The organism is Nocardia sp. NPDC052316, assembly GCF_044547795.1.
Taxonomy (GTDB): Bacteria; Actinomycetota; Actinomycetes; order Mycobacteriales; family Mycobacteriaceae; genus Nocardia.
On record NZ_JBIUBB010000005.1, the window covers coordinates 68012 to 90301 of the forward strand.

Genomic DNA, 22290 nt, shown 5'->3' on the forward strand with positions numbered 1-22290 from the left:
TTCCGCGCGATCCGGCACGGCCTTGACCTCAACACGACTTCACGTACGAGGCTCGGCGGTGTCGGATCGTCGCCTGCAGGAGGAACCATGGAAACCGTCGCACTCGTGCGTGAATGGCTCAGCGCCAGCGCACATCCGGTCACCGACACCGCACCCGGCTACACCGGTCCTGACCTCGATCCGCTGATCGACCGTCTCGGTTCGGCGACCGTGGTCGGCCTCGGTGAGTCGACGCGATTCTCCCGGCAGATCTACGGGGTACAGGAGCGCGTGTTCCGTGCGCTGGTCGAGCGACACGGATTCCGTGGCTTGGCCATTCAAGACAGCGCCCGCTCCGGCGAGCGGTGGGATCAGTATGTGCGCACCGGTGCCGGCGATCCCGAAACGGTGCTGGCGGGCTCGTGGCGGCCGTGGCGGACGACGGAAACCATTGCGGCACTGGAGTGGATCCGCGCATTCAATCGGGACCACCCCGACGATCCGGTACGGGTATTCGGCGTCCAGCCGCCGAGTGCGGAACCCGCGGACTACGACGTCGTGCTCGATCACGTTCGCCGCGTCGCACCGGATCGACTCGGCGAGTTCGAGGTTCACCTCACACCGATTCGTACCGCGCATCAGGTGGACGAACATGTCCAGCGCCATCAGGGCATTCACCCTGGCCGCCCGTTCGCCGAGCACGCGCGAGCGGCGGTCGCGCTGCTCGAAACATTGCCGACCACAACGGAATACGTGCGCGCGCAGGCCACGTTGATACTCGACTTCCACGAGAACAGCGTCGCCGGGCAACGTGGATTCGCCGGCGATGAGCGGCTTGCGGGCGAACGGGTCATCGATTGGCAGCGCCGTACCGGAGTGAAGATCGTCTACTGGGACGGCATCGCGCACACCACGAATCTCGGGATACGGATTGGGACAGCGGAATTCCGGGGTGTCGGCACTTACCTGCACTACGAGTTCGGCCCCGACTACCTATCGGTGGCGCTCGGCTTCCACCACGGCGACCTCGGCGTGGCGACAGCGCCCGTCCCGCGGCCCGATCTGCTGGACGCGGTCCTCGGCTCGGTCGATCTGCCCGCCTACTTCGTCGACCTCCGCGACGACGCACCGGAGGCGGTGCGCGACTGGTTCCGCGGGCCGGCGAAGGTCCGCATCATCAGCGGCGTCTACGACCCGGCCGAGGACGCCACCGCCAACCTCGGCCTGGACTCACTGTCCGCCGCCTTCGACGTGCTGGTGCACGTCCGGGAAACCTCGCCGGTGCACTGGCTGCCGATCGAGAATCAATAGACTCGCGGGCATGGATGCGACCGATTGGGACGAGCGCTACGCGCACACTGAATTGGTCTGGGGCGCACCGCCGAACAACACCGTGGTGGAGCACGTCTTCGGGCTGGAGCGGCGGACACCGCTGCAGCCCGACCAGCCCGACGGCGACCCGCCCGAACTTCCCCGCGCCCTCGACCTGGCCTGCGGCGAAGGGCGCAACGCACTCTGGCTGGCCACCCACGGCTGGCAGGTGCACGCGGTCGACTACTCGCAGGTCGGTGTGGACAAGGGGCGGACCATCGCCACCCGGCTGTCCCGCTCGGTGCGCAGCCGGATCACCTGGCAGTGCGCCGACGTCACCGATTTCGCCGCCGCCGAGCTCACCGGTCCGTTCGAGCTGGTCCTGATGGTCTTTCTGCACCTACCGGCCGAGCAGCGGCGCAAGGTGGTCCGTCAGGCCGCCGACCTGTTGGTTCCCGAGGGCACCCTGCTCGTGCTCGGCCATGACTCCCCCAACCTCACCGAGGGTTACGGCGGTCCGCAGGACCCGTCCGTCCTTTTCACGCCGGACGACATCGTCGCCGACCTGGGCGACGCCGTCGCCGACGACCGTATTCGGGTCAGGCTGGCCGAACGCGTCTTCCGTCCCACCGAGGGTCGTGACGCCATCGATGCACTGGTCATCGCGACACGTCCGGCGGCTGGAGCCGGCGACATCGAATCGGTCTCCTGAGGCCGCGTACCGAGCTCCCCGACTACTCGCTCCAGCGCTGCAACCACGGCGTGACCGTGTCGGCGATGACGTCGAATCCCGTCCGGAACGAGTGCGGCTGTCCCGGAATCACTCGCAGCTCCGCCACATCGGCAGCGTCCGGAATGCCGAACGGGTCGCTACCGCCGTTGATGACGACCACCTCGACCTCACCTGCCTCGAGCAGCTCAGCGCGTCGCGACTTCTCCGGCTTCCCCGGCGGATGCAGCGGGAACGACAGTGCGATCACCCCGCGCGCCTCGACGGCAATCGCCGTCCGACAGGCAACCCGCGCCCCGTTGCTCCGCCCACCTTGGATCAGCGGAACCTTCTTCACCTCGGCCCGCAGCGCCGCCACGATCTCCAACCAGGCCTCGTCCTGTTTCACCGCCGACCCCGGCGCCCGCCGGCCCGCCAGCCGATAAGGCTGCACAACTCTGGCAACCGCGCCACCCAGCTCGACCGCCGCGTCGCGAACGGTCAGGATGTCCTTCGCGTCGACCCCGCCGCCCGAACCGTGCGTGAGCACCAGCAGGAACGCGGGCTTGCGTGGCTGGTCAAGCTCGATTTCGGCCGGTCCGGCACTCGTTTCGATGCGCACACCTCACGGTAACCGCGTCGGCGCGTCGACCCGCGACGCCCCGCGCGGCGCTGTTTTTCGCGTCACATTCCCGCTCGAGCCTTTGCCAGCCCATTACCGGTCGGTAATATGGAGCGTAAGTTACCCGCGAGTAGCATGCGGAACACCGGCTACCGGTAGAGCGAAACACGGGCGGGAACGGTCAACCAACCGACCGCACCAACTCAACGGAGAGTGAGTACTGACATGGGTCACTACAAGAGCAACGTCCGCGACCTGGAGTTCAACCTCTTCGAGGTCCTCGGCCTTGGTTCGATCCTCGACAGCGGCGCCTACGGCGACCTCGACACGGACACCGTGAAGGAGATGCTCAACGAGGTGCGTCGCCTGGCCGAGGGTCCGCTCGCGGAGTCGTTCGCCGACGCCGACCGCAACCCGCCGGTCTTCGATCCGCAGACGCACACCGTCGCGATCCCCGAATCGTTCAAGAAGTCCTTCCGCGCACTGCAGGAAGGCGGCTGGGAGAAGCTCGGCATCCCCGAGGAGCTCGGCGGACTCGGCGTCCCGCGCACCGTGCACTGGGCCATCAGCGAGCTGATCCTCGGCGCACAGCCCGCCGCGTACATGTACGCCGCAGGCCCCGGCTTCAACACCATCTTCCACAACAACGGCACCGACGAGCAGAAGAAGTGGGCCAAGATCGCGATCGACCGCGACTGGGGCGCCACCATGGTGCTCACCGAGCCCGACGCGGGCTCCGACGTCGGCGCGGGTCGCACCAAGGCGATCAAGCAGGAAGACGGCAGCTGGCACATCGAGGGTGTGAAGCGCTTCATCACCTCCGCCGACGCCGATGACATGTTCGAGAACACCGTCCACCTGGTGCTGGCCCGCCCCGAGGGCGCGGGCCCCGGCACCAAGGGTCTGTCGCTGTTCTTCGTGCCGAAGTTCCACTTCGACCACGAGACCGGTGAACTCGGCGACCGCAACGGCGTCTTCGTCACCGGCGTCGAGCACAAGATGGGCCTGAAGGTCTCCGCCACCTGCGAGGTCACCTTCGGCGGCAACGGCATCCCGGCCAAGGGCTGGCTCGTCGGCGAGGTGCACAACGGCATCGCGCAGATGTTCGACGTCATCGAGAACGCGCGGATGATGGTGGGCACCAAGGCCATCGCCACCCTGTCGACCGGTTACCTCAACGCCCTCGACTACGCCAAGGAGCGGGTCCAGGGTGCGGATCTCACCAAGATGACCGACAAGGCCGCGCCGCGCGTGACCATCACCCATCACCCCGACGTCCGGCGCTCGCTGGCCAGCCAGAAGGCCTACGCCGAGGGCCTGCGCGCGATCTACCTCTACACCGCCGCGCACCAGGATCCCGATGTCGCCCAGCAGGTTTCCGGCGCCGACGCCGATCTCGCGGACCGGGTCAACGACCTGCTGCTGCCGATCGTCAAGGGTGTCGGCTCCGAGCGGGCCTACCAGTACCTGACCGAATCGCTGCAGACCTTGGGCGGCTCCGGCTTCCTGCAGGACTACCCGATCGAGCAGTACATCCGCGACGCGAAGATCGACTCGCTCTACGAGGGCACCACCGCGATCCAGGCGCAGGACTTCTTCTTCCGCAAGATCGCGCGTGACCGCGGCGTCGCGCTGGCGCACGTGGCAGGCCAGGTGCAGAAGTTCATCGAGTCGGAGGCGGGCAACGGCCGCCTGAAGGGTGAGCGCAAGCTGCTCGCCACCGCGCTCGAGGACGTGCAGGCCATGGCCGCCACGCTCACCGGGCACCTGATGGGCGCCCAGGAGAACCCGTCCGAGCTGTACAAGGTCGGCCTCGGTTCGGTGCGCTTCCTGCTCGCCGTCGGCGACCTGCTCATCGGCTGGCAGCTGCTGCGTCAGGCCGAGATCGCCATCAAGGCGCTCGACAACGGCGCCACCGGTGCCGACGAGGCGTTCTACCAGGGCAAGGTCGCGGTCGCGCAGTTCTTCGCGCGCAACATGCTGCCGGAGCTGACCGCGGTCCGCACCATCCTGTCGAACCTGGACAACGACATCATGGAGCTGGACGAAGCAGCGTTCTGATCTCGACAACGACGAAAACGGCCCGGATCGCTCCGGGCCGTTTTTCGTTGTCAGGTGGCGTTCGTGGGGATCAGGTCGTCCACCACGACCAGATTGCCGCCCAACTGCTTGGCTTGATACATCGCGGTGTCGGCGCACGCGAGTAAGTAGGCGGGCTTCGGCGCGTCACCGACGCCGTCGAAAACCGCGACGCCGATGCTGGCGGTCACCATGACCGATTCCGGGTCCCGACCAGTCGCCGTCCCCACCTCTGTCGGTTCGGCGACCGCTCGCCGCACCAGCTCCGCGACCGCGCGCGCCGATGCTGCGTCGAGTGGCCCGAAGATCACGAACTCCTCGCCGCCCGTCCGCGCCAGCAGCAGCCGCGGGCTCACCGCCCGGCGCAGCCGCTTGGCAGTACAACTCAGCACTTCGTCGCCCATGCCGTGCCCGAAGCGGTCGTTGACGTCCTTGAACCGATCGAGATCGATCGCGATCGCACAGGCCGGAGCCGGGCGGTCGGACTCCGCCAACGCGGACAGGTGCAGTTCGAGCCCGCGACGGTTCAACAGGGCGGTCAACGCATCGGTGACGGCGTCCTGGCGCAGCACCCAGTAGCAGAACTGCATCGTGGGCAGCAGCACGACTCCCGCCGCCATCGAGATCAGCACGATCGCGGATCCGACCATCGGATCGCCGCCCACCGCGACCATCCGAGCGGTCAGCGCCAGCACCGACACAATGGTCCAGCCCGCATGCACCGCCAGCACTTTGGCGTTGTGCATGACCGCCAGATAGCCGCCGGTGATGACGAGCAAAATAACCCCGAGCGCGCCGTAAACCCGGTCCGCCTCCTGCAGGCAGGCCAGCGTGATCGCCAGATCCGCGGCGGCGAACAGCGCGAGGGATTCGCCCCGGCTCGGCCACGGCAACAGCCACCAACGTAACGCCCAGAACAGCGCGAACCCGACAATGAGCCAGTCGAGCGCTTGACCGAACCTGCTCGGCGGTCCCGTCTCCGACGACAGCACCAGGATCGCAATGCCCGCCAGCACCGCGCCGCCCGTGCCGACGACCACCTTCGTCCAGCGCACCGCCGCGTGCGAGTCGAGGGCACGCGCCAGCCAGTGATAATCGGCCGGGTCGTGCCACCAAGCCGCGAGCATCACGCGACCATTGGCCACAGCCACCACCAAGCGCAGAGGGATGTTTCATCGCAGTACGCCGAGCGCGGGATTTCCCTCGTTGGAATCCCACCAGCTAACTGGTCAAGTGTATTGCGATAGGTAGACAAGGGTGCATGTGTTGGTGCGCACAGCGCTTTGACCTGGGAAATCTCTTCTGAAAGAGGAGAGCACTGCACCACCAACCTGGCCCAGTCAGCACTCAGCTATCCAACTGCCGGCTGGTCCCGGACACGGCAAAGCGGCCCGGATCACTCCGGGCCGCTTCCCTGAAATCCTGGACGCCCCGCCGTCCATCCCCACATACGCGGGGCCGATACGCTCCGGCGAATTACGGAGCGGGCGTGCCCTTGCCGGAGCCGCTCGACAGCTGCTTGATGATGTCGGCGATCGCCTTGCTCGAGCCCGTGCCGGTCGGATCCGGCTCACCCGGCGCGACCACCGGCTCCACGGTGCCCGGCTCCAGTTTCAGCCCCGGTGCCGCGTCAGCGGTCGCCATGCCCGACCCGGCGATGAGGACGCCGGCAGCTGCCGCCAGCACGATCCCGAATACACGCGTTCTCTTCATTCAGTTGCTTCCTTTACCGAATATCCAGGCCGAAACCCTTTGGTATCGACCGCAGCCAGTTCTATCACGGTAATTCGGAGGTCAGCGACTGTTCAGTGATCGCGGATTTCGGTCAGCGATTGCCGGTAGGTTGCAAATTGATGGGTGCACAACTTGCAAACTGTAAGCTGATACATTGCCAGTTCGCGCCCATGTTTCTACCGGCATTTGATTTCGGGGCATGGTTGAAAGACGTCCGAAACCGGTGCATTCCTGGCGCAATAGCTATGTCGAATCACGTCCCAGAGATGACCGATACTCTCAACAGCAACCGAGCAGCACACCCTGAATTGATTGACGATTCATCGACTGATGATATTTTCTTCCACCAGCAATCAAGCGGCTATGCTGTGATTCATTGCATACAGAATGAACGTAACGCCACAAGCGGATTCGCCGAATAGCGCCTGATACTTCGCTGGGACCGCATCACAGGCCCAACCGTTGGGCCCGTACGAGTCGGCTACCCAGATCTCCTTGTCGGTAACCGCCACGCCCCTCGGCGTGTGCAGCACCCCCGACTGCACACCTCAGGCGTCATCTTCACGATTCGCGGGGCAACGATGCGCGCTTTCTGCTGGACCGCTTTGCTGGTCAGCCCGCCCCGCGACCGGCCGATGGTGTGATCGGCTACCTCATAATTCACTGTCCGGGTCGGCGGGGCCCAGGTCACTGCGGGATGCGTTGGCGCCATGTTGATGCATCCCGTCCGCAACAGAAACAACTACCCCTCCATCACCAGCCGACTGTTGGCGAAGTTGCAGCCAACCTGAACATCGGATTTCTGTAACAAAAGCCCCAGCAACTCCCACTGCTTGTCCGTCGGAACTTGCTACCGATCACCGTCGACCGTCGCCAAGGCAAACGTGATGCCCGACCCCGCGAATCGGATTGGGAGACATGACCTAGTACGGATTGATCATGGTCGTTCGCGGTGTGATCTGGCTGAGGAGCTGCATGTGCACCGTCGCGTCCACAATCTGCACGTGGTCGGGCAGCATCGGCCCACCGAGCGCTTGAGCCGGAACAAACCCATACATGGTGTCCGGACCAACCGGCCCCAACCGCTTCAATACCCGCTTGAAGAGCGGTTTATCGTCGTCACCATCCGGATCCAAGAGATCACCGCTCGCCGCCCTCAACGAGGTGAAAATCTGTACATCGCGCCCGAAGTCATCCGACATGTCGCTGGTCATGTCCATAGGCAATAACCAACCGCTGTAAGGGATGACCGTCAGGCTCAATCCGGTCCGTTGCCCCCAGAGTGTCATCCTGCCGAACGCCGATCTGGTTACCGCCACCCATTTGTCGTCACCGAACGGCAGGTCGACACCCGCCGTCCACTCGTCCACCGTCGTCTGCCACTCCTCAGGATCGCAAAGCCACATCAACCCCTTCCGGAAGCCAGCGAATCCGAGCTCACGCCACAGGTCGAGCAGAAAATTCGGAACCTGTCCCGCATACTTCTCGAACCGTTCCTCGGGAGCAGGAACCGAAAAACTCGGACGACCCCACTTCTGGGTTATATCCTTGACAGGAAAAGGCATCTGCTACCTCAAACTCCACTCGACATTCAACAAATGGTCGCCTTGGCCCGACCGAACCAAGTCCTCAGCGTACCGTCTCAGGTCGTCCGCCAACCCACGATGTGCCCACTGGCTGCCGAGCGAGGAGTTCACAAAAGTGTCTCCCATCTTGGGCAGCCCGATGACGTCGAGCCCGATGACGTCGAGCCCGCCGGCAACGATGTCCGGTTCATGCAGCGCTGCCAAGTCCTTCGTACGTTTCTTCGTCCGCTCCTTGGCATAGCGTTCCGGCGTCATACCGCCTAGAGCTGCTGGATCTTCGTACAGCAGCCGAAGAGCATTCTTCTCCTCTAGGGCCTCAATCGCAGCTTTGTACTCTTTGTTTGCCGCCTTTTGGGCCTTACCTTTCCGCGAGACCGTCTTCATATTGTGCAGCAGCTCATTGGCGGTCATCTTGTTGACCCCAGCGATCTGCCCATCAATTTGCCTGGCAGTCTCACCAATCTTATGCCGAGTATTGTCGGTCTTACCTCGGTTGAAATTCACTGTATGCTTCTGTGTTGCCCGCGGCCGTACGGGCCCGAAGGCGTTGTTCGGCATGGACACCGGGCCACTGAATCGTGGGAGGAAACCACCGCCCGGGCCGTGGGTCGCGGCAAACCGGGCTCGCAGCACGTCAGCGAGAAGATTATCCAGCTCAGGTAAGCGGCGGGCTCCGGTGACCAACTGTGGTTCGACGCGGGGACCAAGAGTCAGTAATTCGTGCAATCCGGAACGCGTATTGTGAACGCTGGCGCGAGCCGTCGTTTCGAGACGTGCCATCAATTCGATGGACCCCTCGATCTTCGCATCGCGCCAGACCTGGAACCTTTCAGGAACAGTACGGAATCGCTCGATGCTCGACACCAAGTTGGCCGGGATGTTACGCAGCGCTTCGCCTGCGTTGGTCACGCCAGGTACGCTTCGCAATCCGTTGGCGGCGAAACTTGGCAGATTGCGTATGGAATCGAAACTGTTCTTCGCGAAATCTGGAATGTTTCGCAAAGGGTTGTACCCACTCAAATTGGGCAGCGCCCGACCAACTATCGATGGCGGAACCCGTCTAGCCGCTGCCGCTGCGGCGGCTTCTGCGATTGCGACTTCACCAGCGCGCAATGCGGTCGTTCCAGCACGAACAGGTGCGCCGCCGATGGGCAGGAACGTGGTGGCGGCCAGGGCGGCCTCCCAGTCGGCCGGGGCCTTGTCCATCTGCGCCTGTGCCACCTGCAACCGGGCCCGGCCGGACGGGGTGTAGGGATCACCACTCAAGCCGTAGAAGGCACCGCCGAATTTGTAGCGGTACCAGTCGGCGACAGTCGTGCCAGATGCCACGACGCCGTCCCACAGCAGACGACCAGGGGCAGCGACAGCGTTCATCGACCGCTCATAATGTGTGGCGGCCGCGGCCTGATAGGCCGGGTTCATCGGGTTGGCCGCAGCCTGGAGCCCGGGTGCGAAATTGAAGTTGGAAACTAGATCCGAACCCCAGGCCTTCAGACTATTGCCGACACCGGCAGTCCAGTCCCAACCCTTTTCGACAAAATCCCGCCGGTCCGGTGGAAGTTCGAACGATATGGGCTTGCCGGTTGCGTCGTACACTGCCGATGCACCGTCACGGAACTTCCGGTTGATTGTTTTGTCGACCTCGTTGTAGATATCGGTGTACGACTTGTTCGATCCCGTGCCGTAAAATGAATCGAACATGACACCGCGGTGATCGATAAAATAGACATGGGTGCCTTCTTTGGTCTGTTCGGTCCGACCCATGGTGATGCGGCCTTGCAGATCCTTGCCAACATCCCACGGCTTGCCGTCCGGGCCGAGCTGCCACCCTTCGCCATTAGTATCGAACTGACCGATGAAGGTGCTTTCTACGCCGCCTTTTCCGTCTGGTTTAGCAGTCGATATAGTGAGGTTGCCGTAGTTGTCATAATGATAGTTGTCGAACATTCCGTATTTATTGGGTACCGCGACGTCAATACCAACGAGGTTTCCATCTTTGTCGTAGGACGGATTCTTGATGCCCTTATAGTCTGGTGTCGACACATAGGCCCGATCCGGCCTTCCCGAGGTCGAGGTGCCTGAATTGTAATCCTGGCCGTACACATCCGACTCGGCCGTGTACTTGCTACCATAGAAGGCGGTCCCGTCGGCGTTAAGATTCCAGCGCTGCCAACCGCCTTGACCATTACCTGCTACACGGGAAGTGGTGAAACCACCTTTTCCGTCGGGAATCGTTTGATCGACAGTCTGGTTCCCATTTCCGAACGGAATTCGGTTGTGCACGATCCGGCCGTCAGGCAGCGTCGTGTCCCACTCGTCGCCTGGCTTGCGGCCTTTGGTGTCCGGCAGGCCAAAGATGTCCGGAGCAGGAGCAGCTTCTGGTTGCGCAGGCTGTTGATTCCCTGCACCAGGCTGCTGGTTTTGATTCGGATTCGACGTCACTCCCGGTTGCGTCGGGGGTGTCGTCACACCAGGTTGCGACGGAGGCGTCGTCACACCAGGCTGCGACGGGCGCGTTGTCACTCCCGGTTGCGACGGAGGCGTCGTCACACCAGGCTGCGACGGAGGCGTCGTCACACCAGGCTGCGACGGAGGCGTCGTCACTCCCGGTTGCGACGGAGGCGTCGTCACACCAGGCTGCGACGGAGGCGTCGTCACACCAGGCTGCGACGGAGGCGTCGTCACACCAGGCTGCGACGGAGGCGTCGTCACACCAGGCTGCGACGGAAGCTTCGGCGGTGTCGTCACACCCGGTTGCGCCGGTCCATTGATCAGTTGAACATTGCTGATAGGCGCGGCATGAACGGTGCTTGTCTCTTCAATCTTGGTCGCCGATGTGACAAGCTCACGCCCGAGATCGATCCGCTCCACCTTCCGAGCCGCCGACGCCGGCGTCATCCGATGAAAATCGAATCTCCGGCCACTCGATTGACCGGAAGACGAATCAGTCGATGCAGCAAAGCTGTTAGTCAGCGACGACAAGTTCGCGGCACGGCCAGCAACCCAAGCCGGGGAACTGTTTGTGGCCGGTCTGATGATGTCGGTACGCGACATAGCAGCACCTCGCATGATATCGAAAAGCGGACTGGGGCAGGGAAAAACAGCTGCGCGAGAAGTCGAGTCACATTCTGGGCGCCGATTACGGACGGTTCGTCGTGGTATCAGCCTGTGGTGGAACCGGATCGCCCGCACTCGCCGGCATCATTCGGGTAGAAGTCGAACACCGTCTGCCGAGTCCCTCTTCAAGCGAATCAGCCTATGCCACAACGCTTTTTGTCAGCACAGCCAGGAACACCGTCCGGCGATGGCCGGACAGAATCACGATTCGCCATTTCGGCACCTCAATACACCGATTAATTCCAGAAAGGGCGTAGATCCTCGACCCGCAAGGAGGCAGATGTGACACGGTGGATCGAATCAAATGACCAGGATGGTTTTCTGTTCTTTGCTCAGGCTTTTCTGCTTGTGCACGTATTGCAGAGCAGAAGTGCCTACGGCGTGCCCGCAGCATCGGCCGCGGTGAGCATTTTCGGCATCACTCGACAACACCCTGGTACCGCAGATTTCGAACCAGGGATAGCGCGCCGAGATGCGACAGCCCTCCCGCGACTGCTGCTAAATTTCAGAAATGCTCGCACCGGACATTTTCGAGGAGTACGCAGCTTGCATCCCACGCACACATCCCCAGGCACCTGTGTCCCAGATCAGATTTCCATTTTCGTCCCAATAACTTGCCAAAGCGAAGACCTTCCGGCGTCGAATCGCTGGCATCGACGAATTTGGCCGCTGGGACGCCACTCACGCATTCCCCGACAGGGTCGCCGTTCGTGCTCCAACCCTAGCGCACAGCGCGGCATGAATATAAGCTGGCGCGCCTATAGCGTTCGCCTCGGCCGTGCCTGCGCAAATCGACCTGGGCGAGCAACTGTCGCGTATCAAGGTTTGCTCGCTGCCGCAGCGAGCAACCTTGACACCGGCAGTGTGACTACCTGTCTCGAATGGGTAGGTGGAACCACTGCGAACAATGCCCCCAAGAGCGGTCCGTTATCGGCCACTCGAATGGACGTACAGATCTAATCCCACCTGTAGTTCTTCTCGCCTGCGGGGTCCGGCCAACCTTTGGCACGATCCTCTGCCAGGCGATGTTTCTCCTGGACCACTCGGTCCATGAGGAGGCTGAACCATTCGGTCACTGATTCGCGGCGGCGTGTGACGACCCCAGACTCTGTGATCTCCCACAGCGGCGGATTCGGTTTGCCAACATCGCTGCCGTCGATAACGACATAGCTGTACCCTCCCGCCTCGGAAACTACCAGAAGGCCTGCTGGATCTCGGATCTCATGCTCGGCCGCCTCCTCGAGGCTCCACAGCGCGCCCTGCTTGTCGTCCGCGTCCGGGCCACGCACACCGAACACAGTTCCGGCCAGGACGGAGCCCGCATTCCTACCAAGGATTCGCAGCACTTCACGCACCGCCGCCGGCACCATGTCGACCCCCTGCGCTGCGGCCATCGCATTGATTTCCACATCGCTGGCACCTTCGACCGTCTCGGCGCGAAACCCTTCGGAAACGGCGTGATCGAACAGATCGCGAATCACACCTGCCGCAGCAGCCTCGTCATTCATGAGTACCCCATAGCGTCACGTTATCCAAATTCTTTGCAGTGACCTTCACCCTACCACCAAATATGTTCTTGAAGTCTCTCAATACTTTCTGGCATGATGGACAAATTTGATCATGCGGAGGCATATTCGTTCTGCCCCGCGGAAAGTCGATCACCATTTTCACTTCAAGATCGATCTTCGATAGGTCCGCCCCCAGCTGATGAGCCGCGTCGTCGACAACCGCCTTCGCGTCGACAGGTTGGCCACGTCCGTCCTTCACTGCCCTGTTGATCGCAAGGCCGATCGCTTCCTCGACTTCAGCCGCTGTTTTCCCGGAGGACGATCGCAGGATATCCCGTGTCAAGTTCTCTACTATTTTCGGCTCGGAATCAAAGGTGCGATCATGCTCAACAATCTCAGTTTTGAATATCCGCTGACCCGGCGGAGGAAGCTGAGAAAGATTCTGCCCAGGCGTTCCTTTGAGTCCCGGCGGCTCGCCGCTCGACGCGGCAGACTTCTGAGTATAAGGCACTTCGTTCACCGTACCGGTCGTCTCACTATTGGACAGTGTACGTTTTGGCCAGTCAGCTCGAGCCTTTTTGTTTGCACCACTTACCGGGTCTACATCAGCGCGGATTATAGGCTCGCTACGAATCCCTTTATTGGCCTCGATTAGACGGCTGAAGGTCGCACCGTCGTGTCGCGCTGCGGCATTGCTTGATTGGCCCACAGGGCCGGGGATATCAACCCCCTGTGCCAAGCTTGTCGGGTGCGGCACGTCAGTTCCCGGCCGACCCCCTGCATTCGGCGCCGTTCCTACGGACTGCCCACTCCGATCGACCGGCGGTGGAGTTAACGCCTCGTCGAGCTGCGCTCCTATTACTAGTTCGCCTTGCCGCTCCGAACGTATCGGACTAGGCGGACTCGCGGGCTCGCCCTTGGGGGCACGAGATGTTGCTGCGCTCTCAGCTGTTTCGGTGCCGGTTCGAGTGCCGCCCGTACCGACGATCTCGTCGCCGACCTTGGTGGCCGAGGCAGCGGTTTCCGCGGCCGCTCCGGTACCAGAGCGAGCGGCCGCCCGCCCCACTACCCGGACGCCAGCGGCGATGCCCTTACCGACAAGCCAGCCGACGCCTTCCCCCGCGGCCATGAGTTCGAGCTCGATGAGCATGCCGAGCAGTTCGTCGCCGACGGTTTTCGCTTTACCAGGATCGGTTGCCCAGCGCTTGCCGTTCTCGTCTTCGACGATAATTCCGCCGCCCTCGACCTTGTACATGGCCGTCGCGGAGACGCCTTCCGGCACGGGAATCTTGATGAGCTCCGCGTACAATTCGGATTGGGGGAGCTTCACGAATTCTCCGGTGCCCTCTGAACTGAACGGGGGTCGCTTTCCGCCGGCGTAGCGCACTTCGCTGACGTTTACCTCGCCATGGGTTCTCGGCAGCTGCGCACTGTTGTAAAATTCCGGATGCTCGGCAGCTGGATTAGGCGGAATGATTGCTTTACCATCTTTACCTATATGGAGCTGCGCGCCATCGACGGATATCAACTGATTCCCGTCGCGATCGGTCAGCGATCCGTCAGGGTGGCGGTAGAATTCGAATAGTTTGCCGGGAGCAAATAGGTCGTCGATCGCCGTGATGACTCGTTCGACACCTTCGGCATCGGTCAGACTGATCTGACGGTACGTACCGTCGTCGCGCGTCGTTATTTTGATCAGCGCATTGGGATCCCCTTGCAGCAAAGACAGCATGTCGACCCGGCGCTGCGCCTCAGCGAGGGCGGCAACGTCTGCGGGATTTCGAGATTTCGAAGCGTCCGCGCCATAAGCACGGCTGTAAGCTTCCTCTGCCTGCAACTGGGCATCGCGTAGCCGGACCGCCTCAGCTAGCGCGGACCGCTGGGTGTCACCCAGCGGGGCTTTTGTGACGTGGTCGCCTTCGTTGTTCTGCCAGCCGACTCGGATGCCGTCATTCGCCCAACTCATTTTGTCGCCGTCAGCGAAGGTGACGTCATACATCGTCTTCCACCCGGCAGGTGTGTTGACGAGCGATCGAGTGAACTCGCCGCCGCCGGGTAACGCGAACCTGCCGTCTCGACCATTGCCGATGGCGATGATCAGACCGAGGAAGTCCTTACCCAGTGCCCCTGGACCAGCCATCTGCTGATCAGAAGGCACATTTTCGGGAGTCGGCACGGATCCGTCCGGATTGAGCAGTCCTCCGAACAACAAGCCGAACATCGGATTTCTCGGATCTACGCGGACGGTTGAACCGTCGGATTGCACGACGACGATTTCACCGGTAGCTGTGTGCTCGACCACCCTGGGCGGCTGGTAACCGGGTGCCGCCAACTCGGTTAGCGACGGAACCGACGTGGGGGCCGGAGCCGGCGCACTTCCGTCGATCCCCCCATACATCTGCTCGAATACCGAGGGGGCTTTCATCGCCGGCTGGCTGGGGTTCGATTGGCCGTCGCCCGGGACGGGTTGGCCCCCCTGGTGAGGTGTCGGTGGACTCGGCGGCGACGCCGCGCCGGAGCCGGGCACCGCCAGCTCCTCAAGTGAGGATGGAACCGACACCGCGGGCGGCGTGGTGGTCACCGGCGCCTGTGAGGGGGGCTCCTTCGGCTGGTTGTTCTCACGGATCCGTCGGTCGTTCGCGTCGATCTCGGCCTGTAGCCTGTCCGACTCTTCTTTGGTGGTGGGGCCAGGTGAGCCCAGTCCCTTATCGAAACCGATGGGCTTTGCCCCAGTGATGACAACTGGTCCATTTGGCGGTCCCGAGCCTGAGGGCTGCGCTTCTGGGGCCTGGAACGGGACAGAATCAGGCACCGCAGCTATGGAATTCGCGATCGGGCGAGCCGACTCGACCAAATCCTTGCCCGTGAATATTCGTGCCAGTTGCTGGCCGGAAGATGTCGCGGTCATGCCGTGGAAGTTGTAGACACGACCGCCGCCCGCACCTACCGATGCCGTACGATCAACTGTCGCCTCACCTGTCGACAACGAGGACAAGTGTGAGATACGAGCCGACGCCCACGGGGCCACCTCGTTCTGCTTCGGCCGCACCGAATCACTCGCCATAACGGACCTCGATCGCAATCAGGATGTGAGAAGCGGCAGCCGGCGCGGCGGTCCGCAAAGACGACAAAGCGGCCCAGAACCGTCCGGGCCGCTGATCGTTTCGGGAATATTGAGCTGTCTTGGTGGAGTGTCGACCGGGGGTTGACGGCTACCTACGCAGCGGGCGGGTCGACTGCCATCCACGTGCCATTGCGGTAAACCTTGTGCTCGTAGTACAGGATCTGGTGGCCGTCGCGGAGGCGCTTCACGCCGAGTTCCCAGTAACCGTTGAACTCGTCGCCGCCCATGCCGATGCGGAGCTTGTGGACCTCGACGCTGGTGTTGTCGTAGCGGATGACGAGGCGGACGGTGTTGGATCGCTCGTCGCATTCGACTTCCTGGATTCGTTTGAAGCCGGGGATGTGGATGGTGTCGCCGTAGACGGTGGGTTGGACCTCTACGACCATGAAGGTTTCGGGCATGGGAAATCGCTTTCTGTGCTGTCGCCGTGGTGAGCGACGTTGTGCTGCTTCAGATTTCCTCTTGTAGCGAGGAAGGGATTTTGTAGCGGGCCTTGGGTGGCTCTTGCCCCGGGACGTGCAGGCGGAGGAAGCCGCGTAGTTCGTCGATGTGTTGCTGGAGGGCGCGGATCAGGCGGATCGCTTCGCGGAAGCGTTTCTTGTCGTCTGCCGCTTGGGTTTCCAGGATCTCGACGCGGGTGCGGAGTTTGCTTACCTCACGCGCCTGCCAGGCGGTGATCGCACCGATGACGGTGGCGACGGCGATGCCGAAGGCTTGCACCAGTTCGGGATTCAGCCAGTGCTGGGTCATTCATAGCCTGCCTTCCTGCCGGTCGACCGGGGTCACCGCCGGTCGAATGAGCAGGCCGGCGAGCACGGGGGTGAGCAGGCCGTAGACGGCTAGTACCGCTTCGATCCACGCGGCGTCGATCTGGTGGCCGACGATGAAGGCGACGACTCCGGTGACGGCGACGAGAACCGAACGGATCAGGGCGGGTTCGGGAATCCGGTTCATCAGATCCGTCCTTCCGCCGCGGCGAGCAGCCGGTCGAGCTTGAGTTCGAGCGCCTTGAGGCGCTGTTCGTTGCGGTAGTCGGCGGCGTCGGAGTTGAGTACGTAGCCCGCGACGGTGTCGCGGTACTCCGAGTCGGCGACTCGGGATTGGAAGCCGTAGGTGAGCTCGAAGTGCACCCGACGCAGCTTGTCGAGCAGTTCACGCTGCTCGGAGTCCGAAAGTGCCATCAGTGCACTGCCTTTCAGTCGGTCCGCGATATCGGCGCGGAATTGGTCCATGTCCATGCAGCCGGGATCCCATTTGCCTTGCTTGGGTCCGGCCCACTCTTTGTGGGCGATGACGCGGTCGGCGCCGTGGCCGAGCTTGCGCAGGATCGCCGCGCAGCAGCCGACGTAGGCGTCGTACTGCGCGTCCGACCAGCCTTCGGTGCCGTTGTTGACGGCCTCGATGCCGATGGTGCGGAAGTTGGCGTTGTCCTCCGGCAGGCCGGGCCAGGAACCCGCGCCGGCATGCCAGGCGACGCCGGCCGCCACCACGGTCACCGTGCCGTCCTGCGCCAGATGCAGCTGCGACAGTGGGCCTGCCAAAGAAGGTATGCCGTAGGCGATTTCGGTCGCCGGCGAATGTGAACTACCGGTGTGGTGGGCGACTATGCCCCAGATGTCACCGAAATCCCCGTGGCCGCGTTCGCGCCACCCGGGGAATTCGACGACCCGCAGACCCTCCTCGCGGAGCACGTCCGCGAGCCATACCGGATCACCGGTCCAAGACATAGATGTCCTACTTTCTGCAAGTTACTGGGCCGCAAGGCAATACGTTCGCATCAGAGAATCCGCACGTACCCGCCTGCGGAGACGGTGCCCGCCGCCCCACCCGAAGCAGGCGCCGCCAGCGCCTCCACGGTCACCAGATCACCTTCGGCGATGTCGACGGTGGCGTTGACCGTCAAGGTGCCCGACGGGCCTTCGACCGGCGGATCTATGGTCGCGACGATCGTCGAGTTGACGCGAAGCCGAGCCTGTAGCCGGGTGGGACCGCCGAACCCGGTGGTCGCGCCCGTAAACGGGATCGAGGCGGTCACCGTCGCGGCACTCTTGTTGCCGACCGCCCGCAGGCCGTCGTTGACGACGACGGAGCCGGGAAATCCACCGGTGTCGGCCGTCCAATTCTTGATAAGGCCCCATGCCTCGGGCATCGGCTGGGTGCCGGTTTTCGTCATCCGGACCGGCAGAAAGGCTGGTATTCCAGCGGCGATGACGAATGGCATCAGATCCTCCGAACAGCGATGAGCGATTAGACCGGATTGAAGTAGAGGTAGCTGTTCACGCCGCCCGCGACAGTGGTGTTCCAATTGAGGAACGTCGAACCGGTCATTCGCAGCCACACCCGGTCTCCACGCGCCAGCGTCAACGTCTTAGCCGGAATAACAACCGACGCGGCGGCAGTGGCGAACGTTTGGACCGGAGTGTCGTTGTGCATGACTTCGAAGCTTCGCTTCTCACTGGCACCTAGGTTGCCGGACACCTCCAGCCCGCAATACACAGTCACCGTGCCAGGGCCGCTGGAAACCAGTTCGTCGTTCGCGCTGATGACGGTCTCCCCGAAACCACTGCGGACGACCCAGCCCGTGAGTTTGACCCTCGGGGTGTCGGCGGGGACAGACTGATTGCCGTTCTTGTTCATGCCCATCGGCACCGCGGATTCGGCCATACCGGCCGCAATGATGAACGGCACCGCTACGCCCCAGCCGAAGACGATGTGTCCGTAGCACTCTCGGCTGCGGCAGTGCCTGTTCCGGCGGAACCCTCCGGCTGCGCCGTGGACGGATCGGCGGGCTGTTCCGTGGGAGGTTCGACGGGCTGTTCCGTAGGCGGCTCGACGGGCGGCTCCACCGGCGGTTCAACAGGCGGCTCCACCGGCGGATCGACAGGCGGCTCCACCGGCGGCTCCACGGGCAGCCCCGCCGGCGGCCCCGTGCCGGGACCTGGCGAAACAGGCCGCTCATTAGCCGGCGGAGTAGCAGACCTCGGCCAGCCGACATGCAACGTCATGCGACGGTCACCCCCTTGAGGCTGGCCTGCAACCCTTTGCCCGCGCCGGCATCCAGCGTGGTGATCGAGACGGTGACCCGATCCCCCGGGTTGAAGGTCCAGGTCAGCGGAACCGTGGTATCCCCGGCCTGATTCGCCGGAAGGATGGTCGCCGACGAGCCCGTCACGGCCGTAGTACCGTTCACCTTCAGTTCGACGACAAGATTTCCGGTGCCCGCGGTTTCGCCGCGATAGGTCACCGAACTGACCGAGATCTTCCGCTCGATCCGCAGACCCTCCGGCATCACATTGCCCGGACCTGCTGCGCGAGTTCCGCTGTGCGACTTGAACGCGATGTCATAGATCTGCCCGACCGGCGTCGGCGGGCGGGCGTCGGTCAGCCGCGGGTCGGTGCTCGCGATCGTGTCGAGCGCGGTGCGAGCGGCCGCCACAGTGGCCGCGGTGAGCACCGACCGGCCGAGCGCGGTCGAATCGGAGATTTGGTTCGCCGGATGGGTGTGCGCGGTCGGGGTGCGCGGATTGGACAGACGTGCGTCGTCACCGGCGACCGCGGTGGTCGCGGTATCGCCGATGACAGGCGGGAACGCCGCGGGCTTGCCGGTGATGCCCGCCCAATCGGTGGTGCCCGCCTGACCACGGATGACCACGCCCTGGCCGTTCGGCAACCAGCCACCGTGGGCCGCGTGATAGACGTACAGCAGTCCATCCGCCTTCACCACATACTGCGCACCCTCGCCGGGTGCGGCGGGCAGCTGGGCGTAGGTGCCGACCTGCCCATCGATCTTGATGCCCTCACCACGCGGCCCCATGACAACGGCATTGCCGGCCGAGGCAGGCACCGGCGAGACCAGCGTCAGGTCGACCAGCCCGGTCGAACCGATGTCCGGCTTCTCCGGGTCGGCGCCCGGAATATATTCGGGCACAGCGAAACTGAAGGACTCCATCGGAACCCGTTCGCCGTCATAGGACAGGTCGAACGACACCCGCCAGGTCCACTGCGAGGGATTCGTCGCCGCACTCGGCGCGACGAGGCGCACGCCGCGCCGACCGCGCCAGGTGATGAAACCCCACTCGTCCAACTGACATTCGTAGTGACTCGGCAGCTGGACATAGGTCGCCGGGCCCAGCTGAGCGCCGGGGACAAGCACTTTGGGGGCGTCGGCGGTGAAGGTGAGCGAGCCGGTCAGCGGCTCGAATTCGGGGGTGTCACCGACGTCGCCGTCGTCGAGGACGTTCGCGAGGAAGCGCCCGACGACTTTGCCGTACTTCAACGGGGGCAGATCGGCCATGGATCAATGCCTTTCGGACAGCAGGCAGCCGGAAACGGCATACCGGAATACGGAAAATGAGTGCGGCCGTTTGGTCAGCCGGTATGGAGCAGCGGTCCCGACTACACAGGCAGCGCGCGAACGTGGATATGCGAGTAGTTGGAGTCGATGTTGTAGCTGCCGGTACCCTCCACCCGATGCGCCACGACGTACAGGGTGATGGTCTGGTTCGCGGGAACTATGCCGTAGGTCGCGCCGGGCTTTGTCGGGTACTGAAAGCCCGGCGAGACAAGCACATACGCGATGCGCGAGACCCGGTGGCTCCAGCCGTATCCGACGCGATCACCGGTGGGACTGCTGATGCGCACTTCGATATCGCACCGCGTCGGTTGTTCCGTCTGCACCTGCACGCCGCCCTCCACGAGCGGGCGCCATGCCGTCGGCTGCGCCGGAATCGTGATGGCGGCCAGCGTCCTGGTCTCGTCCGTGACGTTCTTGGCGGTGGTGAACTGCTTCTGTCCGATCACCCACGGCCCACTCGGCCGCGGGCTGGGGATGGGCCGGAACTTCTGGGTGGCGGCGTCCCAGGCGAGCACGTGGTCCTGACCGAGCGAGCGTTCGCTGTCGATCAGGACATCGGAGGCATCCTGGATCCGCCCTTTCGCACCCGGATCACCGACGTCACCGGTCTCGCCACGCGGGAAGGTGATCTCCACCTGCTGGGCGGGCGAGGTACCCATGACCCTGGCGGCCGCGGCGGACCCGGTGGGTCCCGCGACGGCAACTCCGGTCAGCTGGTTCGACGCACCCCGGCTGCCGGCCGTGCGGAAGGCCTTGCGGAAAGCGATGAACCCCATCCCGGTCCAGTAGTAGATGCTGTTCTCCGCGACGACTCGCCACGCTTTGCGCGCGTCCGCCGTGGTGAGTTTCAGTTGGTTCAGCGCGGCCACGTCGGCGATGTCGCCTTGCCACGACCACGGCCATGCCGCTTCGCCTTCCGGCCCGACCACACCCGGATTACCTTCACGGAGTTCGATCAGGGCTTCCCGATCGACCAGCTCGAACGGGTTCACCGTGTACGGCAGCCCGATCGAGTCGGCAACCCCACGCATGGTGATCATGATGTCGTCCTCGTAGACGACGGTCGGTTCGCTGTTCACAGCGTTGTCGGTGGTCACAGCGCCCCCACGGGTCGGGCGAAGCACACGATCGACGCGCGCTCCATGGAATAGTCGTAGTCGGCAGTGCCCGACCGGCGCAGCAGCACATGCAGCGTCACCGGCTGACCGGCGGGTACGACACCGACCGTGCTGGCCGGGGTCATGGTGCGCACACCGTAGTGCGGCTGGAATCGGGCGAGGGTGCTTGCGCCGGTCACGAAACCGACGCCGAGCGCGACGAGCTGGCCGGTCACCGAGCCGATGCGCACTTCGGCATCGATGCGGGTGCTGACTTCATTCCAACTCTCATCGGGGCGCACGACGACGCCACCGGTGATGATCGGACGCCAGTCGGTGTCCTGCGCGGGAATATTCAGCTGGGCAATGTTTTTCGTAGCGGCGGTGATTCCCGTCTCCGAGGCGACGAAGCCGGGACCGTTATCCCAGGAACGTCCCTCGAGGATGGTCCATGGGCCGCGTAGGCCGGGGTACGGTCGCGGCTTCCACTTCCCTGCCGCGGGGTCCCACGTCGGCACCGCGCGATCTACATGCGGACCGTCCGCGTAGTCCGGTGCGTTGCGAATCGGCCCGGGACCACCGTCTTCGCCTTTGCGGCCCTTGCCGCCGCGCGGAACCGTCAGGTTGAGCGTCAGATTGGGTGGAGTGCCGGTCACCGACGCCTGGAGATCGGACCCGATGGGTCCGGTATCGACCGCACCGATAGTTATCGTGCACGGCTGCCCGTCGGGCCCCGCGGCGCCGAAGGCCGCGGTGAACTCGTCGAATCCGGCACCGTTCCAGTACACCAGGGCACCGGTGGACAAGATCCGCCATGCTTTGCCCGCATGCGCCATCGTCAGCTTCGGCGTGAGCGCCGCGAGCGCGGACTGATCCGCGATGTCACCTTCCCAACGGAACGGCCGGGCGGGCTCTCCCGGCTCGCCCCGGTCGCCGGGGGTGCCGGTCATCAATTCCAGGGAGCCGTCGCGCGGTGTTCCGTGCATAGACTGCACGACGCCGGCCGCTCCGACACCCTCATCGATCCCGCGGACCTCCGTCGACGCGAAATACTGTCTTACCGTAGACAT

General features: G+C 63.6%; 19 protein-coding genes. 3 read left to right on the forward strand and 16 right to left on the reverse strand.

Translation table 11 applies throughout. From position 1 onward, the window contains the following. Positions 1-87 precede the first annotated feature (87 nt). Positions 88-1290 (forward strand): erythromycin esterase family protein, encoded by a 1203-nt coding sequence (locus ACIHA7_RS23900; RefSeq protein ID WP_397293199.1) that lies wholly within the window; start codon positions 88-90, stop codon positions 1288-1290. A gap of 10 nt (positions 1291-1300) precedes the next feature. After that, positions 1301-2002 (forward strand): class I SAM-dependent methyltransferase, encoded by a 702-nt coding sequence (locus ACIHA7_RS23905; protein WP_397293201.1) that lies wholly within the window; start codon positions 1301-1303, stop codon positions 2000-2002. A 22-nt stretch (positions 2003-2024) separates the two neighbouring features. Here ACIHA7_RS23905 and ACIHA7_RS23910 read toward each other — a convergent pair whose 3' ends face one another. Further along, positions 2025-2621, reverse strand: coding sequence for an alpha/beta family hydrolase (locus tag ACIHA7_RS23910; RefSeq protein WP_397293203.1), 597 nt, complete (start codon positions 2619-2621; stop codon positions 2025-2027). Between the two features lie 225 nt (positions 2622-2846). On the opposite strand from ACIHA7_RS23910, the gene ACIHA7_RS23915 reads away from it, so the two are divergent. Then, positions 2847-4682, forward strand: coding sequence for an acyl-CoA dehydrogenase (locus ACIHA7_RS23915; protein WP_397293832.1), 1836 nt, complete (start codon positions 2847-2849; stop codon positions 4680-4682). 50 nt (positions 4683-4732) lie between these two features. Here ACIHA7_RS23915 and ACIHA7_RS23920 read toward each other — a convergent pair whose 3' ends face one another. The 15 genes from ACIHA7_RS23920 to ACIHA7_RS23990 form a co-directional block, all read right to left on the reverse strand. Next, positions 4733-5845, reverse strand: coding sequence for a GGDEF domain-containing protein (locus ACIHA7_RS23920; protein ID WP_397293205.1), 1113 nt, complete (start codon positions 5843-5845; stop codon positions 4733-4735). A gap of 331 nt (positions 5846-6176) precedes the next feature. Next, complete coding sequence (locus ACIHA7_RS23925) at positions 6177-6413, reverse strand: hypothetical protein (protein ID WP_397293206.1); 237 nt, start codon at positions 6411-6413, stop codon at positions 6177-6179. A 944-nt stretch (positions 6414-7357) separates the two neighbouring features. Next, positions 7358-7999 (reverse strand): GAD-like domain-containing protein, encoded by a 642-nt coding sequence (locus tag ACIHA7_RS23930; protein WP_397293207.1) that lies wholly within the window; start codon positions 7997-7999, stop codon positions 7358-7360. A gap of 3 nt (positions 8000-8002) precedes the next feature. After that, entirely contained in the window at positions 8003-11074 is a 3072-nt protein-coding gene (locus ACIHA7_RS23935; protein ID WP_397293208.1) for a polymorphic toxin type 15 domain-containing protein, read from the reverse strand. A 1019-nt stretch (positions 11075-12093) separates the two neighbouring features. Beyond that, entirely contained in the window at positions 12094-12645 is a 552-nt protein-coding gene (locus ACIHA7_RS23940; RefSeq protein WP_397293209.1) for a hypothetical protein, read from the reverse strand. Next, positions 12638-15631 (reverse strand): hypothetical protein, encoded by a 2994-nt coding sequence (locus ACIHA7_RS23945; protein ID WP_397293210.1) that lies wholly within the window; start codon positions 15629-15631, stop codon positions 12638-12640. Before ACIHA7_RS23945 ends, ACIHA7_RS23940 begins: the two co-directional genes overlap by 8 nt. 230 nt (positions 15632-15861) lie before the next feature. Further along, complete coding sequence (locus ACIHA7_RS23950; RefSeq protein ID WP_135233928.1) at positions 15862-16170, reverse strand: hypothetical protein; 309 nt, start codon at positions 16168-16170, stop codon at positions 15862-15864. 49 nt (positions 16171-16219) lie between these two features. Further along, complete coding sequence (locus ACIHA7_RS23955) at positions 16220-16519, reverse strand: hypothetical protein (RefSeq protein ID WP_397293211.1); 300 nt, start codon at positions 16517-16519, stop codon at positions 16220-16222. Continuing rightward, positions 16520-16723, reverse strand: a complete 204-nt coding sequence (locus ACIHA7_RS23960) for a hypothetical protein (RefSeq protein WP_397293212.1) — start codon at positions 16721-16723, stop codon at positions 16520-16522. Further along, positions 16723-17496 (reverse strand): N-acetylmuramoyl-L-alanine amidase, encoded by a 774-nt coding sequence (locus ACIHA7_RS23965; RefSeq protein WP_397293213.1) that lies wholly within the window; start codon positions 17494-17496, stop codon positions 16723-16725. Before ACIHA7_RS23965 ends, ACIHA7_RS23960 begins: the two co-directional genes overlap by 1 nt. Positions 17497-17546: 50 nt before the next feature. Next, positions 17547-17990, reverse strand: coding sequence for a hypothetical protein (locus ACIHA7_RS23970; RefSeq protein ID WP_397293214.1), 444 nt, complete (start codon positions 17988-17990; stop codon positions 17547-17549). 26 nt (positions 17991-18016) lie between these two features. Further along, entirely contained in the window at positions 18017-18433 is a 417-nt protein-coding gene (locus ACIHA7_RS23975; protein WP_397293215.1) for a hypothetical protein, read from the reverse strand. Positions 18434-18770: 337 nt separating this feature from the next. Next, entirely contained in the window at positions 18771-20063 is a 1293-nt protein-coding gene (locus ACIHA7_RS23980) for a hypothetical protein (protein ID WP_397293216.1), read from the reverse strand. Between the two features lie 101 nt (positions 20064-20164). Further along, positions 20165-21220: a hypothetical protein gene (locus tag ACIHA7_RS23985; protein WP_397293217.1), complete on the reverse strand. Its 1056-nt coding sequence runs from the start codon at positions 21218-21220 to the stop codon at positions 20165-20167. Next, a complete protein-coding gene (locus ACIHA7_RS23990) occupies positions 21217-22290 on the reverse strand; it encodes a hypothetical protein (RefSeq protein WP_397293218.1) in 1074 nt (357 codons plus the stop codon). The genes ACIHA7_RS23985 and ACIHA7_RS23990 overlap by 4 nt, the downstream gene beginning before the upstream one ends.